This is a genomic window from Microlunatus ginsengisoli (assembly GCF_039537205.1).
Taxonomy (GTDB): domain Bacteria; phylum Actinomycetota; class Actinomycetes; order Propionibacteriales; family Propionibacteriaceae; genus Microlunatus; species Microlunatus ginsengisoli.
Genome location: NZ_BAABAB010000036.1, coordinates 125,046 through 141,518, shown reverse-complemented (window position 1 = coordinate 141,518; position 16,473 = coordinate 125,046). Strand labels below are relative to the sequence as shown.

Annotated in this window: 8 protein-coding genes; 2 read left to right on the top strand and 6 right to left on the bottom strand. The window is 73.5% G+C overall.

The window, feature by feature from the left end:
- Nucleotides 1-84: 84 nt before the first annotated feature.
- Both ABD747_RS21170 and ABD747_RS21165 read right to left on the bottom strand, forming a co-directional pair.
- A complete protein-coding gene (locus ABD747_RS21170; protein WP_344808353.1) occupies nucleotides 85-762 on the bottom strand; it encodes a hypothetical protein in 678 nt (225 codons plus the stop codon).
- A gap of 49 nt (nucleotides 763-811) precedes the next feature.
- A complete protein-coding gene (locus tag ABD747_RS21165) occupies nucleotides 812-3,268 on the bottom strand; it encodes a DEAD/DEAH box helicase (protein ID WP_344808351.1) in 2,457 nt (818 codons plus the stop codon).
- A 506-nt stretch (nucleotides 3,269-3,774) separates the two neighbouring features.
- Between ABD747_RS21165 and ABD747_RS21160 the strand changes: the two genes are divergently transcribed.
- Nucleotides 3,775-4,551 (top strand): polymorphic toxin type 34 domain-containing protein, encoded by a 777-nt coding sequence (locus tag ABD747_RS21160; RefSeq protein WP_344808349.1) that lies wholly within the window; start codon nucleotides 3,775-3,777, stop codon nucleotides 4,549-4,551.
- Nucleotides 4,552-4,571: 20 nt separating this feature from the next.
- A complete protein-coding gene (locus ABD747_RS21155; RefSeq protein ID WP_344808347.1) occupies nucleotides 4,572-5,216 on the top strand; it encodes a HEAT repeat domain-containing protein in 645 nt (214 codons plus the stop codon).
- A gap of 143 nt (nucleotides 5,217-5,359) precedes the next feature.
- Here ABD747_RS21155 and ABD747_RS21150 read toward each other — a convergent pair whose 3' ends face one another.
- The 4 genes from ABD747_RS21150 to dnaE all read right to left on the bottom strand — a co-directional run bounded on the left by ABD747_RS21150 (nucleotide 5,360) and on the right by dnaE (nucleotide 16,381).
- A complete protein-coding gene (locus ABD747_RS21150; protein WP_344808345.1) occupies nucleotides 5,360-8,656 on the bottom strand; it encodes a peptidoglycan DD-metalloendopeptidase family protein in 3,297 nt (1,098 codons plus the stop codon).
- Nucleotides 8,657-8,704: 48 nt separating this feature from the next.
- Complete coding sequence (locus tag ABD747_RS21145) at nucleotides 8,705-9,295, bottom strand: HNH endonuclease (protein ID WP_344808343.1); 591 nt, start codon at nucleotides 9,293-9,295, stop codon at nucleotides 8,705-8,707.
- A gap of 53 nt (nucleotides 9,296-9,348) precedes the next feature.
- Entirely contained in the window at nucleotides 9,349-9,879 is a 531-nt protein-coding gene (locus tag ABD747_RS21140) for a single-stranded DNA-binding protein (RefSeq protein ID WP_344808341.1), read from the bottom strand.
- A gap of 166 nt (nucleotides 9,880-10,045) precedes the next feature.
- Nucleotides 10,046-16,381: a DNA polymerase III subunit alpha gene (dnaE, locus tag ABD747_RS21135; protein WP_344808339.1), complete on the bottom strand. Its 6,336-nt coding sequence runs from the start codon at nucleotides 16,379-16,381 to the stop codon at nucleotides 10,046-10,048.
- Nucleotides 16,382-16,473 lie beyond the last annotated feature (92 nt).

Sequence of the window (16,473 nt, the reverse complement as noted above, 5' to 3'; positions counted from 1 at the left end):
ACCACAGGTGTGCGGAGCATCCGTGATCGAAGAGAGTGTCGGACGCGTGCGGAACGACACGGACCCTCGCAGCCGTGCTCGGCTTCACAGCGGGAAGTCGGCGGTACCCGTGCCGCCGGCCGGCTCCCCGGCCTGCTCGTCGAAGTCGGAGGCGGGATCATTCGCGTCCGGACGCCCACGGCGTCGCGTCCGGTCGACGGCCCGCGGGCGGGCACGGGTGACCGGATCCTGCGGCCCGTCCGGGAAGAGGGGGACCACGTCGGCCAGCGGCGGATCGAGGCCGTCGGCCGTCGCCGCCGCGGTGTGCCCGGGCGGATCCGGCCGGGCTGGGGCGTAGGGAATTCTCCTGGCCCGGGGCGCCTTCGCCAGCTTTCCGCGGCAGCCGGCGGTGCTGCGGCATGACGTCGGCACGGCCCGCCGTCCGATCGCCAGCCACGCCCCGCAGACCGTGCAGACGGCGATGCTGCCGCCCGGTTCGGCGACGACCAGCTCGATCAGGTCGGCGTGCGCGTCCAGCAGCTCGAGCTGCTCGTCGCTCAGGTGGAGCCGGCCGAGCCTGGACAGCACCTCCGGGTCGGACCCGTCGACGGCCAGGGCCAGCTGGGCCCAGGTGGCGCGCCGGGTGAGCCGCAGCAGGATCCCTGCCAGCGACACCGCCCGCGCGGCCGGCGGCGCGTCCGGGATCTCGATCCCGAACCTCGGATCGGGTAGGGCGGCGGGGGCTGCCGGTGACCGGGAGCCCTGCCCGCCGCTTTGGTTCACGACGGTCCGGGTGTGCGGCACGGCCGGGCACGCCGACGGGGGACGGCGATCACGCGCAATGCCGGGCCCTGCCGGGACGGCGCCGCGCCGCCACGTCGGCGACGATGCCGGCGAGCAGCTGCCACGGCGCCGGTGCGTCCGAGCCGTCGAAGGTGTCGTCGCGGGTGGCGCGACCGCGACGGTCGCCGACCACCTTCGCGGTCAGGTCGTCCTTGGCGTTGCGGACCTTGATCACGTGCTCGTCGAGGGTGCCGGTGGCGCACAGCGCGGTCAGGGTGACACCGCGGGTCTGGCCTGGCCGGTGGTGCCGGTCCTCCGCCTGCGACATCAGCTGCGCGGTCCAGTCGGACTCCACGAACAGCGGCTCGGCGCAGGCGGTCAGGGTGAGCCCGACCCCGGCGGCCGTGATCTGGCAGACCAGCACCCCCAGCCGGTGGGCCTGCAGCTGGTCGACGAGCCGGGTCCGCTCGTCCAGGCCGGTCGAGCCGTCGATCACCCCGACCGGCGGGTCGGTCGTCCCGACCCAAACCCGGAGCAGCTTCCCTGCGTGCCCGGCGAGAGCGGTGATCACGTCGCGGTGGTGGGCCCACAGCACCAGCGGCTGGTCGAACAGCCAGCCGTCCGGGCCCGGCCGGGGCGGGCACTGCGCCAGCCGCGTCTCGATCTGCTCGACGGCGGCCGGCACCTTCGCCAGCCCGGTCGCCCGGCGCAGCGGCGACAGCAGACCGATCTGGCCGCGGCACCACTGTTCGATGTCGTCGCCGTCCGGTCCGGCGGGTTGATCGTCCAACCAGACGCCGACGGCGCGTTCGAGCTCGGCCCGGGCGGCGCGGATGTCGGCCGTCGGCACGTCGACGTAGGCGGTGACCCAACGCTTCTCCGGAAGCCACGGCAGGATGTCGGCCTTGTGTCGCCGCACCCAGACGTGGGCGTCGAGCAGGCGGCGCAGTTCCTCCAGATTCCGGGCCCTGCCGACCCACCGGCCGAAGTGGTCGCGGCGGCAGAACCGTTGCGCGAACGCGGCCCGGCCACCGAAAACCCAGTCCAGCTGCCCGGTCATCGCCAGCAGCGGGATCAGCTCGACCGGTGAGCCCGTGAACATGGGCGTGCCGGTCAGCGGCAGCACGGTCAGCGCGGGCAGGGGACAAAGCCCTGCGGCGGTGCCCTCGCCCCAGGCCGCGCCGACCCCGGCGGTGCGGGCGACGCTGAGCCGGCCGATCAGGGACCGCATCGTCCGGGACCGGGTGGAGGTCCAGGTGCGGGCGCGGTGCGCCTCGTCGTAGATCACCACACCCGGCGACCAGGACACGATCTGGTCGGCCAGCGCCGGACGCGACGCGAGGGTCGAGTCGGCGACAATGAGCACGCCCCGGTCCGGAAGGGCGGGCATCCGCCGCCCCGGTTGCACCACGGCACAGACCGCGCCGTCCGCGGCGGGGGACCCGGGCGCCGGCGCGAGACCGGTCGGCCACCAGGACGCCCGGCCGGACGGATCCGGCCGCCCGAGATGGGCGGCGACGGTCTCCCGGGCCCAGTGCGTCAGCACCACCGGCGGAACGACGATCAGCACCCGTCCGCTGGACGGGCCCGATCCGGCGCCGTCCGGGACCGGCGCCGGGTGGCACCTTTCCCGGTCGAGCACGGCGGCGGCCGCCGCGAGAGCCTGCCGCGTCTTGCCGCAGCCGGCCTCGTCGGCGCACAACGACCGCCCGGCCAGCAGCGCCAGGGCGCCGGACACCTGGTACTCGTACAGGTCGAGCCCGAACCAGTCCGGCACGCCGCCGCCGGTCGCCGCAGTGAGGACATCCAGCGCCGAGCCTGCGCCGTCCGACGTGTCGCCCGCGGCCACGACCGCGGCGGCGGCGGGGGCCACGGACACTGCTGTTCCCGGCGGTCCAAGGGCCGCGGCCCGGGCTGCCCGGACCAGCCGCCTGTCCCGTGCCGCGCGCGGCGCCTGCACCCGTTCCGCGTACGCGTCGAGCGCGGCGGCCGCCAGATCGCCGTCCAGGTTGAGCCCGGCCCGGACCCGGCCGGTGTCCGGCTCGACCAGGTCGATCAGGTCCGCCGACAACCGGCCCGTCGCCTCGTCGGTGTCCGCCATCGGGACGAGCACGGTCGACACATGCGTCGCCCCGGCCAGCCGCGGCCGGATCGCCACCCGGGCCGGGTCGTCCGGATGGCGGCGGATGACCGGCGTGGCCAGCTCGGCCAGGACCGCCGCCACGTTCGACGGGGACGGGTCGCCGGGGTCGTGTCGCCGGGCGGGGGACCGGCTGATGTCTGGTCGGATTCCCGCGCGGCGCAGCACGTCGGCCGGGTCCGGGCCTAGCCCCGTCACCCACCAGCAGAACCGCTCCGGGTCCCACCGGCGGTCCGGCAGCCCCTTCACCCAGGCGAGGCCCGGCGTCCCGTCCCGGACGATGGCACCGCGGGCCAACGCGACCCGGATCATCGGCCGGTGGAACGTCCCGACCACCTCGGCGCTGATCCCGACCGCGCCGGTCACGCGGTACCGCCGTCGGTCGGGGTCGGTGGTAGCGACGCGATGCGTTTCGCCGTGTCTATTGCCGCCGGGACGAGCACCGCTTGGTGGTGTGCGGCCCCGGCCGAATCGCCGACAGCTTCCTGTCGCCCGTGCTCTCGCGGCGACGTTACAGGGTGGGGCCACGCGGACTGAACACCCGCCAGTCAGTGGGAACTGTGCATTGCCGCTCCTGGGGACGCCGCCCGACCGCCGAGGCCGCCGGTGCCCATGCCCGAACGGCTGCCCGTTCGGCCCTTGAGGGCCGAACGGAACCGGGCGACTGTTATTCGGTGTGGCGAACGAATGCGCGTTCACCGGCGGCGCCGGCACCAGTGCCGCATATCGAGCCGACCGCACGACACGTCGGATTGCTCGCCCTCCAGCAGAGCGCTGGGAACCGGGCTGTGGCGTCCTTGGTCGGTTCAGTTTTGCAACGCTGTGGGTCGACGCCGCCGAGTGAGTGCGACTGTCACGCTGACGAACCGGTCGTGGCTCGAGATGGCGACCAAGGGCCAACTCCGGCACCGGCCAGTGGCGGCACCAACGCTGGTGGTGACCTGTCCGCGAGGTTGCACGTACTCGCCGCCGATCTGAGGGCGATCGCCGCCTACGCCGGGGGAAAGGCCGACAGCGACGGCATGGGTGGAGAGGCGGCGGCTCAGCTGTCCGGACTGCAGACGCTCGCGGGAAACATCGAGGCAACTGCGGAGGGCTCTGATGAGGCAGTCAAGGCCGCGGTGCTACGCGAATTCGGCCCTGGTTTCGTGAGTCGCGCGGAGTCGATCGCGACCGGCCAACTCGCGGAGGTGGGAGACGACGCGGCCGAGCTCGCCGGTACGGTGCCGGTCGCCCAACGGGCTTGTGCCGCGACCGCGTCGTCCCCGGTTTCCAAGGCCGATCGACCGGCCGTGCTGCAACGCCAGGTCGCAGAGACGCTGGTCCTCGTCGGATCCGGCATGGTGGGCACCGCGGAGGTCGCCGCGCCGGTGGAAGTGGCAACCGGACCGCCGGGATGGGTGACGGGCGCGGTTTTACTGGTTGCCGGCGCGGCGCTGATCGGAATCGGCGTCTACATGGCCAGCGCCGGCAACGTCGCCGACACCGGAATCATGGAGGAAGCCCGCGCCATGATTGCAGCGGGCACAGCCAGCGACATCTGTGACGCGCTAGCGAAGCTGATGGCGGCGACCGGCGACAGTCGGCGGAAGCTCCGGATCAAGGCGACGCAGAAGGCGATGGGCTGCCGCCACAGTCGACATTCGTGACGAAAGGTGTGGACGAATCGATGATCGAGAACGTTGCCGAGCTCGTGGCCAGGGCCGCGGCCGACGACGCCGATGCCAGGGCGGGCGCGGTCCGACGACTGATCCAGCTCCTGGACGACCAAGATGCCTTCACCCGCTCTGAGGCGGCGGATGCCTTGGGGCCGATCGGTGACCCGTCAGCCGCGCCCGCCCTGCAGCGGGCGCTGACAGACGATGAACCTGTTGTCCGCGCGGCGGCTGCCGAGTCGTTGGGCGACCTCGGTCAGCGTAACTCGATGGAGGCACTCACCCGAGCCGTCCGCGACGACCCCGATGAGGCCGTCCGCGCCTTCGCGTCGAGCGCGCTGGGCCTGCTTGGCATGTCCGACGATGTTCTGTCGGAACTGCAGCGGAAAGAGATGTCGGACTGGGTGCGGGCCGAGCTTGCAATAGCACGCTACCGAGCCGGCGGCGCGACAATCGACGAAGTGGTCCAGCCGCTGGCTGCCGGCAGCGAGACCCAGCTCATCCGTGTGGTCAACGGCTTGTACGACCTCGTGGATCGCGGTGCCGGGCTCTCCGCTACGGACCAGTCCGTTCTCGCTGAAGCGCTGCAGTCTGCTCGGTCACGGGTCCCCGCGGTCGCAGCCGAGATCGATCGCCTGGCGGGGCGACTTACGCGATGAAGAGCGGCCACCCCGATTGCGCCTGTGGCGGGGGCCTCCCCGGCTATCGGCCCGTGCTGAGCTATCGGGAGCGAGATCGTCGAGACGCGGCAGGCGCCCGCGATCATCGGCGGCTCGGATACGCGGCAACTGCCGCGCGTAGTTCATGATCCTCGGAGATGCCCTGAAGCGACGTGATGCACAGCCAGCAGCGGCGCCGGGTCGACCGGCGTGCCGTTACGGCGGATCTCGAAGTGCAGGTGTGCGCCGCGCGGGCCGGCCGGGATGACGTGGCCCTCGAACCCGGACAGGCCGATCTCCTGGCCCCGCGTCACCGTGGCGCCGACCGGAACGAGCCGCTGCGACAGGTGCGCGTACCAGGCGGTGAGGCTCGGATCGGAGCTGGAGCGGACGACGATGAAGTTGCCGTACGAGCGGTGCGCGGCGCCGCCGCAGATCGGCAGGGCGGTGCACGGTCCGCCTGAGGCGGGCAGGGACTCGGACCGGATCACGGTGCCGCCGAAGACGTTGAGGACCGGGGTGCCGGCCAGGTCCGGGTAGTCGGCGCCGGTGTGGCCGGGGTAGCAGCCGAACCCGCAGGTGATCTTGTACCTGCCTCCGGTCGGGTCGGCCCACAGCCCGTCCGTCCCGCCCGGCGGATTGGTGGGGCCGGTGCCCCGGTCGCCGTAGACGCTGACGTGGACGTGGCTGTGGTGGGACCGGTTCGGGTCGGGGTTGTCGGCGTCGAAGTAGCGGCGCCAGCCCTCCGGGTCGCGTTCGACGTTCCAGATCCGCCCCCACCAGATGACGTACTGGACGCCGAGCTCGCGATGGTGGTCCCGGATCCAGGTGGCGACCCGGTCGCCGAGCGCCCGGCCCTGCGGTGTGTCGAAGCCGGGGATCATGATGTCGACGGCCTGCCGCATCGTCGGCTGGTGTCCTGGGTAGGAGAAGACCGCGCCGATCGTCGGGAACTGGGCGGCGACGCAGCGGGTGACGAGGACAGCGTCGGGGGACAGCCCCTGCCGCTCCGCCTGCAGGGTCGTCGGCGGGCAGCCGGCGTCCGGTGTCGTCGCTGCAGAGCACCCGGCGGCATTGCCGGCCGATCCGGTGTCGACGCCGCCGATCCGGTCGAGGATGGCGGCCGCGACCGGGGCCCACTGGTCGTAGGCGCCGGGAAAGGCCGACACCTGGACCGCCTGGGCCAGCTCGCCCAGAGTTTTCGTGCCGCGGCCGGGGATGTCGAGCAGGCCCGGCGGGCCGCCGGGCTTCGGCTTCGACGGACCCCCGTAGAACATGCCGATCGCGAACGGCGCCTGCATCAGCTGCGCCACCGACCCCCACGCGCCGGGCCGCTGCTGGAACAGGTTCACCGAGTCGTGGTCGTGGCCGACGGCGTCGTGCGGATGGTTCAGCGACCCGGGCACGTTCGCGTTGGCGTACATCAGCAGTCTCGACTCCTGCAGGGCCGTCATCAGCGCCGCCTGGATGTCGCGTCGCGCGAGCCTCAGCCTCCGCCCGTAGCCGATGATCTCCGCGGCGTGCCGGATCTGGACGGCGTCGAGGCGGACCGGGGTACCGGTGGCGGTGGTCGCGGTCACCCTGGCCGGCAGCGGGGTGACGGTCCCGGCCCCACCGTCGGGCGGCTCGCCGCCCGTCGCCGCCCGGCCGGTGCACACTGTCGGCGGGTTGCCGAGCGCGTAGCCGAGCGCGAGCTCGAACAGGCCGGGCACGCGGGCCTCGGCGTCGTCGACGGGCAGCCGGCCGAACGCCTGCACGTACGCGGTCCTGACCCGCTGCTGCGCCGCCAGGTCGTCGCCGCCGGTGCCGAGCCGCAGCACAGTCCCGCCGGGTGTCTCCGCGGAGACGACGCCCGCGGTCAGCGACGACGCGGTGATCGACGGGTCGGCGTCGGCGAGAAGCCGGACGAACAGCCGGCCGAGCGCGGCGCCGGCGGCGACGCGTCGGGCCGCCTCGTCCGTGGTGAGCGGGTCCAGTCCGTACCGGGCGGCCTGCTCGTCGAACCGGTCGACGTCGAGGCGGTACGGGCCGACACCGGTGGCGGCCGGCACGTCCGGCGCCGTGGCGCTGTCCGGTGGGCCGCCGCCGCTGACGCTCGCCGGCTTGGCTGCGGACGGGTCGGCGCTGGCGGCCCCCGTCCGGGCACCTGACCGGTTCGACAGCTCCACCACCACCGGGTTGTGGTCCGACCCGTGACGGGGCAGGATCGCCTGCCGGACCGGTGCGGCGAGCGCCGTCGAGGCGAACACGTAGTCGATCAACCGGCCCCCGGCGTGGGTGCCGCCGCGCGGGTACCCGAGGCTCCGCCAGTTCGAGTACAGGCCGTGCCGGGCGTAGCCGATGTAGGGGAATCGCGGGTCCTGGGCCTTCGCGTCGGCGGCCGCGGCGATGTTGTGGTCGCCGGTGACCATGGTCGCGACGCCCGCGGCCCGGAACCGGTCGGCGACAGCCAAGGCGGTGTCCATCTGCTTCTCGGCGGCGGCGACCCGACGCGGACGGTCGGGGTCGGGGCGGCCGCCGGCCTCGATGCCGGGCAGCAGGTGGTGGTTGACGACCGCGAACCGGGCGCCGGTGCCGCGCGCCGCGAACTCGGACCACTGCACCGACCGCGGCGAGAACAGCGTGCCGCCTGAACCGCCCTCCACGTGTGTCGGGCCCAGGACCTGCCGGCTGTGCTCGGCGACCAGGTCGACCCGGGCCCGCCGCCACACGATCGGGACCGCGTTGTCGGCGTCCGTCATCCCCCAGTCCGGGCCCAGCCGCTCGCGCAGGGCGGCCCGCTTCGAGCCGGGGGTCACCTCCTGCAGGCCGATCACGTCGGCGCCGGCCGCAGCGAGCGCCGCGAGTCCGCCGACGATCCCGGCCACGCTGTTCGTCTTCAGCACATTCCACGAGCCGACGCCCACGTCCAGGGCGGCAGCCGGGTCCGGGTTCGGCGCCGGCGCGTCGGACCCGTCCGGGAGCGCGGCGGGGCTGGTGGTGTCGGCCTCGAGGGCGGCCAGCACCGCCCAGTGCACGCCGCTGCGGGCCGACGCCTCGGCCCAGCCGGCGGCCTGGTCGCCGCTGACCGCCCCGGCGGCGCGGCCGCGGCTCATCGCCAACGAGTCCAACTGGGTGCCGAACGCGGCCGCCACCGACAGGCTGCCGAGCGCGAGCATCCCGCCGATCAGCAGGTTCGGGATGAGCAGGCACAGCAGCCCGATCAGGAGTTTCCCGCGGTGTTGGGAGCGCAGCGCCGCCCGGCCGGCGCCCAGTGCGGCGCCGACGACCGCGCCGTGCGCGCCGCCGATCCGGCCGCCGACCGCGGCGCCATGCCTGGCTCCGGCCACGCCGTGGCCGACCGCCGAACCGACCGCGACGACAGCCCCGGCGGTACCCGCAGCCGGGTCGGGCGCGTCGCCGACCCGGGCGTCGTCGTGCTCTGCCGTCGGGTCGGTCACATCCACATCCATGCGGAGGACGGGCCGTGGCCGCCGGCTGCTGCGGACTCACCTTCGGATGCGGTACGGCTCGCCGGGCCGGGCCGGTTGCCGGGCCGGGAAGTAGCCGCGGCGGCGTTGCGCGATCCGCCGCGACTGGGCCCGGCTGGGCGGCCGGGCGCCTTTCGACCGGTTGTGCCGCGCACAGGCGGCGACCAGGTTCGGCATCGACGTCGCGCCGCCGCGGCCGTGCGGCCACCAGTGGTCGGCGTCCTCCGCGGCCCGACGGCAGCGGGTCAGGCCGAGCCAGGCGTCGAACTCGCACCGGTTGCCGGCCCGGTCGAAGCCGGCCCGGCGCTCATCGCCGCTGAACAGGCGCCGCGGGTCGCGGACCGTGCGGCGTGCCAGCGTGATCGGCGTCGCCCCCCACAGGAGTCGCAGCAGCATGGCCGCAGCCGCGGCGCACGCCCAGGGACGGTGGGCCCTCAGCAGTGCCGCCGGGCCCGACGGCCACCACGGTGCAGGGCCGCTGACCGCCTCGAGGCCGGCCGGGTCGAGCAGGCCGGGCGCGACCAGCAGCGGCGCGGCGCACAGGGCGGCCGGCCCGACGGCCAGCTCCAGCAGCCGCCGGACGGCGGTCAGGATCGCGTACACGGACACCCGCCGGCTCCGGCCACCCCGCCTCGGGGTGGGCGGCGTCGGCGGTTCGACGGTCAGAAGTCGTCGTCGTCCGCGGCGGTCCGGCGGGAACGCCCTGCAGACGACCGGGCCGCCGTGTCACCGTCCCCGGAGCGGCCCGGCCGGTGCGCCGGCTTCTCCGGCTCGTCCTGCCCGCTCTGGCTCGCCTGCCCCGTCCGGTCGCCGCCGGCGTCGGCGTCGGAGTCGAGGGTGACCCGGGTGACCTTGGCCGACTGCCAGCGCAGGTCGGGCGCGACCGCGGTGGCGATGAAGTTCGTCTTGGTGATGTTCTTCGACTCGCCGTCGATCTCCGCCTCCACCCGGTAGGTGCTGGCGCGGCCGATGACGACAACCCGCTTGCCCTTGGTCAGCGACTCGGCGACGTTGCGGGCGAACGAGTCCCGCTTGCCGGAGAAGACGGTCACGTCGACGTAGGTCGGCGGGGCGTCGTCGTCGCGGCCGTACTCGTCCAGCGCGATCGAGAAGACCGCGCGCTCCGAACCGGCGCGGCTGGTGATGAGCTTCGGGTCGGCGGTCAGGTTGCCGACGAAGGTCGCGTTGTTCACGCTGATGCTCCTGTTCCTCTGCTACGAGTGGGTCCTCTGCCACGGGTGGGCTTCGGCGGACCGCCATCCGGGGCGGGTGGCGGTGGGGGCGGGGAGCGCCTCCACCGCCCATGTGTGCGGCGCCGCACAATCCGACGACACCCCCGACTGTCGTCGGACCCGGAGGTCAGGCCGACACCGTGTCCCGCCGGCCGACGCCGCCGGCAGCCCGGCCGGGGGCGGCCCGGACGGAGCCGGTGTCCCCGGAGGCGACCTGGCCGGCGACGGGCCGCTCGTCCGCGCCGCCGGCCGGCGGGACGGTCAGCGGGGTCGTCGAGCAGGCGATCGCCTGCCGGTCGATGACGGTGGTCCGGCCGAAGTCGAGGCCGTCGACGGCGTCGAACACGGTCCGCTGCCAGTCCGGTGGCAGGTCGGAGGCCCGGATCGCGGTCACGTACAGCTCGCTGCGGTTCTCGGTGACGTAGCGCAGCACCGTCCCCTTCTCGGCCCGGGCCTCGGCGGCCATCCGGGCCAGCACCCGGTAGCGGCTGCGCATGGCCTCGACCGCGGCCTCGTCGAGCAGCCCGTCGGTGGAGTTGGCCAGTCGCAGCCCGCGCAGGCCGCCGGTGTCGACCAGCACCCACCGCACCGCGTCGGCGTCCCCGGACGGGCCGGACAAGCCGGGCAGCCTGGCCGGCAGCGTCGGCGGCGGCACGTGGTCGGGAAGATCCGGCGACTCGGCCTGCTGTGCGGCGGTCGGCTCGAGCCACGGCCGGCCCGTCGCGGCGAGCCGGAGCGGCCGGGCCGGCGGTGGCGTGGCACACCCGGTGGCGGCGAGATCAGATGCGGTCGGATCGGTCGGGGTCGGATCGGCCGGGGTGGGACCTACTGGGTCGCTACCTCCCGTCGGGACCGCGGCCGTCCCGGCCGGGCCCGGGTTCGCCGCCCTCGCGGCGCGGCCCCGGGCGGACCTGCCGGCGGCCAGCAGTTCCCGTCCGGCCCGGCAGGCGGCGCGGAGGTCGATCCTGCGCCGCGCCGGCGGCAGCTCCAGCCGGCCCTGCTCGGGAAGCCGGATCGGGTGCAGCAGGTCTGCGCGCAGCCGGAGCGCCTCGACGGTCCGGAACCGGTCGGCGTCGGTGTCGTCCCGGCCGTCAGGATAGGAGCCTTCCGGGTCGGAGCCGTCGGGGTCGGTGACCCGGACCTGGACGGTGCGGCGCTTCGCGAACCCGTCCACGGCGACGGCGGAGCCGAGGGCGGGGACTCCGACGGTCCGCTGCGCGGCGAGATCCCGGTTCCACATCACCCCCTCGACCCAGGCGCCGTCGGAGCCTTCCAGGTCGAACCGGGCCATCGTGCCGTTGCGGGTGGTCGTCTCCTCCCAGCGGGTCAGCAGCCCCGCGACCAGAACCGGCCGGCCGCGGTCGGGGATGTCGGCGGCGTGCAACCGGGTCACGCCGATCGCGGGCCGGCCCAACGGTGTCCCGGTCTCGGCATGCTCGCCGTCGTCGGAACGCCACCGGCGCAGCGCGTCGCGGTGCGGGACGAGCGGGTGCGGCCCGACCCGGACACCGAGCCGCATCCGCTGCCGCTCCGACCGTTCCAGACCGGCCCACTCGGCGTCGACCGGGCGAAGCGGCAGGTCGGCCCGCAGCACCATCAGCATGCCGAGCCGTGGGCCGAACGCGTCCAGGGCGCCTGCCTCGATCACCGCCTCGAAGACCTTCGCCGACACGCCGCGGCCCGCCATCCGGGCGGTGAGGTCGGCCAACGAGGTGAACGGGCCGCCGGTGTCCCGTTCGGCGATGATCAGGTCCGCGGCCCGGCCGACGTCGCGGATCTCCGACAGTCCCAGCCTGAGCCGGCCGTCGGCGCCGACGGAGGTGGTGGCGCGGCCCTGGTTGACGTCCGGCGGCGCGACCTCGATCCCGTCCGCGGCCAGGTCGAGCAGGACCCGGCGCCTCTTCTCGTCGTCGTCGGTGCAGGCCAGCACGGCGGCGGCGCACTGGGCCGGCCAGTTCGCCTTCGCGTACGCGGTCAGGAACGTCACCTGCCCGTACGCGTAGCTGTGGGAGTTGTGGCTGACGATGCCGTTCGCGACGAACGAGTGGTTCTCGTCGTCCATCTCGACGTCGTAGGTCGGCTCGACGCCGGCGGGGGTGATCGCCACGATCCGGGCGGTCGCCGGCACGTGTCCCTTCTGCCAGCGGGGTCGGCGCCGGTCAGGGCGGTCGTCGCCGTCGACGTGCCCGACATTCCCCTCGGCCTGCGCCGACACCGGCCCGACGCCGCGGCGATCACCCACGGTCGTCCGGACGGCGGTCGGGTCGTGGGCCAGCCGCTCGTACCCGCCGTCGACGACCAAGGCGTCGCCGGGACGGAGTTCGTGCACGCGCCGCCAGCCGGACGGGGTGAGGAAGCGATGGTTCCCGGTTGCCCGAACCGACCGTCCGTCGGACAGCACGACGCGGGTCACGGGCCGGATCCCGTTGTAGTGCACCGTTCTGACCCGCTTGGGCCGGATCCGGTCGTCGGCGAAGTCGTAGGCCAGGACGGTCAGCCCCCTGCCGCGGAACTTGCCCCACCAGAGCTGGCAGGTCTTGCAGCGGCCGGTCGTCGGCAGGGCCGGGTTGCCGTCGTAGCGGCACAGGCCGTCGGGGGACGGGCCGGAGGTACACGACTCGATTCGGGCGTACAGGTCGCCGATCGTCCACCCACCCGCTCCACCGCTTGGCAGCACGGTGTCGCCCGTCAAGCACTTGTTGAATTGGTAGCTTGCCGAGCCTTTCAGCATGTCCCACAGCCGTTCGGCGGTGGCTCTGCTGAACACGGGGGAGATGACGTTGCCGTCGGGATCACGGAATTCCCGCACCGCCCCGTCCAGGAAGGCGGTGCCGACCTCGGCCATCAGGTCCGCCTTCTTCTTGCCGATCGCTCGGCGGAGCCTGGCCCGCCCGGCCGCGTCGAAGCCGGCGACGACGGTGCCGAGCAACATCGACTGCTCCTGGAAAGCACAGTTGTGGACCAGAAGGTTCTGGGCGACGAAGCTGTGGTGCTCGGCAACTTCCAGATCGAACACCGGCGAAGCACCGGCGTCCTCCACGGACTTCACCCGGAGCCAGCGCACTTTGGTCAGCGACTGCATGCCGAGGTCGCCGCTGACCTCGGCGAGTGTCGACAGCACCCCGTATCCGACGGTTTGGGACACACCGCTCAATGGGTTGGGCACACCCCACGTGCGGAGTGTCGTCTTCCACGGCCGGTGCCGGTCAGCGAACTGCTTCAGGTTGCGCCGGGGACAACGGCAGCTCCGCGAGATGGCCTGGGCGACGGTTCGGAGCGCGAGCTGATTCCGCTTGCCCGTGTGGCGCATGTGCGGGCCGACCACGGCGGCGAACGACTCCGGGTCTGCGACCAGTACGCTCTGCTGGACCCGATCCGACCCGCTCGCGGTGTTGTAGGGCGACCGGGTCACCGTCGATGCGATCCCCAGCCGCAGCAGGCAGTGGCGGACGTCGTAGGCCAGGCCCGGGCTAACGGTCGTGTAGCGAATCGTCAGGTTGCGCCTCTGATCGCGGCCGTGGCCGATGTGCCCGTCGCAGTCCCAGAGCGCCGCCAGCAAGGCGGCCAGAGCCTCGTCCGACCTACCCGTCCAGCTGGTGGGGATGCGCTTCTCGTGGCTGGCGGGTCCACGCTGGACGTCCGCGCCTTTCGCGGTTTTCAGCCCGACACTGCGCATCCATCGCAGGTGCTCCGGGGCGGCGGTCCCGCCGATTCCGCCACGGATCCCAATGATCGGTGCCAGCCTTGAGGCTCTCGTCTGGTGCGGGCCTCGTCCGGCGTCGACCAACCGGGCGTTCGGGAACCGTGCTCGTAGGGATTCGTCCAACGCGTCGTGCAGTTCGTCGCGGTCCTTGGTGAAGAAGGCCGACGTGAGCCGGGTGACGCCGCCGTCGGCGAGCAGACAGCCGAGGATCCGGGCTTCGTGTAGCTCCGCCTGTGTCGCGGGTGCCTGGGCCAGCGAGTTCAGCTTCCACGGGGCGGCCACGGAGTCACTCGCGGTTAGCGCTGCGGCAGGTTTCCAGCCGTCCTGGGTGAGGACGCGGTGATCGGCGGTCAACCGGATCGTGTCGCCGCTGTGCGTGATCAGGTGAACGATGGCCTTCTCGCCCCGCTCCATGACCCTTGTGACGCGACCCGGCTGGGCCGAGAGATCCGATGCCACTGACTGCACCAGCTCCCCGACGACGATCTGCTCGATCGGTACCTGCCGGCCTCGGGTCACCGAGTGGACCATCTCGCCGCTGGCGATACAAACGCCGGAGGTCGTGTCAAGCACGGTCGCCAACCACTCCTGCTCGGCCGGGTCGTCGGTGTAGATGCCGTAGTCGACGGGCTCGCGGCCGTTGCGGCGCTCCACGTACCGCTCGGCCATGCCGGCGGCCAGCGGGCCCGGCCGGTACAGCGCGGAGATGGCGGACAGGTCCTCGAGGCTCGCTGGTGCGGCGCCGACCAGCAGTTCCCGCATGCCGGCGCCCTCCATCTGGAACACCGACGAGGTCCGGCCCTCACACAGCAGCTCCCAGGCGCGGCGCACCCGCGGATCGGAGGTGTCGGCGGTGTCGGGCAGCCGGGCGAAGTCGACGTGTTCGCCGGTGGTCTCGGCGATGATCCGGGACGTCTCGGCCAGCACGTCCAGCGACCGGAGGAACAGGGCGTCCAGCTTCAGCAGCCCCAGTGCCTCGGTGTCCTTGCCGTCCCAGTCGGTCACCCACGGCTGCCGGTCCGGCGGCAGGTCCTTGTTGGGTCCCTGCCGGTCCTTCCGCAGCGGCACCAGGTCGGTCAGCGGCTCGCCGGAGACGATCACGCCGCAGGCGTGGATGCCCGCGCCGAGCACCGCGTTCTCCACGGTGCGGGCGTGGTCGACGATCCGCCGGGCGCCCGGTTCGGCTCCGACGAAGGTGCGGAACTCCTCCCCGGCGGCGAACGACTCGTCCTCCAGCGAGTCCAGGCCGACCGGCTTGCCCTGGTCGACCGGCACCAGGTCCGCCAGCCGGGTGCCGAGGTCGGGCCGGCCCAGCACCCGGGCGACGTCCTTGACCGCGCGTCGCGACCTGGCCATCGCGAACGTGCCGAGCCGGGCGACGCAGTCGGCGCCGTAGAGCTCGCGCAGATGGGCGTGGATCTCGGGGATGCGGCGCTGCTCGAAGTCGACGTCGATGTCCGGCATGTCGGTGCGGCCGGCCTCCAGGAACCGCTCGAACAGCAGGTTCGCGCCGATCGGTTCGACGTCGGTGATGCCGAGGCTGTAGGCGAGCGCCGAGCCGCACGCGCTGCCTCGTCCCGGACCCACCAGGATCCCGTGGTCGCGGGCCCAGGCGACGAGCTCGGCGAGGATGAGGAAGTAGACGGAGAATCCCGTCGACCGGATCACGTCCTCTTCCCGCCGGAGCCGGCTCCTGACCTGCGCCGGCAGCGGCGTGCCGTAGCGGGACCTGGCGCCGTCGAGGGCGAGCCGGTGAAGGTAGGCGGCGGGGCTGTCGAAGCCTTCGGGCAGGGTGAAGGCGGGCAGCCGGTACCGGACCTCCGGCAGCACCCAGTCCTCGACCATGGCGGCGACGGTCGCGGTCGCCGACACCGCGTCCTGCCACCGGCGAGACGTCGGCCGCAGCGCCCGCATCTCCGCCTCGGTGCGCAGGTGGTAGCCGGACCCGTTGAACCGGAACCGCTTCTCGCTGGTCAGCGTCGACTTCGACTGCGACGCCAGCCACACGTCGTGGGTGGGCGCGTCGACCTCGCGGACGTAGTGGGCGTCGTTGGTGGCGACGATCGTCAGCCCGTGCGCGTCGGCCAGCCGGGCCAGCGGCGCCAGCACCCGTGACTCGGACTCGATGCCGTGGTCCATCACCTCGACGAACACGTTCCCGGCGCCGACCGCCCCGATCAGACCGAGCAGGTTCCGTTCGGCCAGGTCATCCTCGCCGCGGGCGAGGGGACCGGCGACCGGGCCGCCGAGGCAGCCGGTCAGCACGATCAGGCCGGCGCCGTGCCGGGCGAGCAGCTCGACGTCGGCGAGCGGGCGGCCGCGGAAGGTCTGCTGGGCCGCGTTGTTGATCTTGACCAGGTTCGTCCAGCCGGTCGGGGTGGCGGCCAGCACCGTCAGGTGCTCGTTGCTCTTCCGCTTCGTGCCGGCGTCCCGGTTCGCCGGATCCGCCCCGTCGACATCGGTCGCGTCAACGTCGGCGCCGTCGCGGGGCACCTGGAGCACCTGCGGGTCGAACCGGGACCCGATCCCCAGGTAGGCCTCCATGCCCAAGATCGGTTTGACGCCCGCGGCCCGGCAGGCGTGCGCGAACTTCCAGGCGCCGCCGAGGGTGCCGTGGTCGGTGATCGCGAGCGCCGTCTGGCCGGCCGCCTTCGCGGCCGCGACCATGTCACCGACCCGGCCCATCCCGTCGAGCAGGCTGAACTCGGTGTGCGTGTGCAGGTGGACGAATCCGCCGGTCTCCGGGCTGGGGGACGTCATGGCCGGCAGGTGTGCGGCAGTCCAGGGTTCACGGCCGGGCGATACAGGTCGGGGCGAAGCAGGTGCCCAACCCGTCCGGTGTTCGGGTGGGC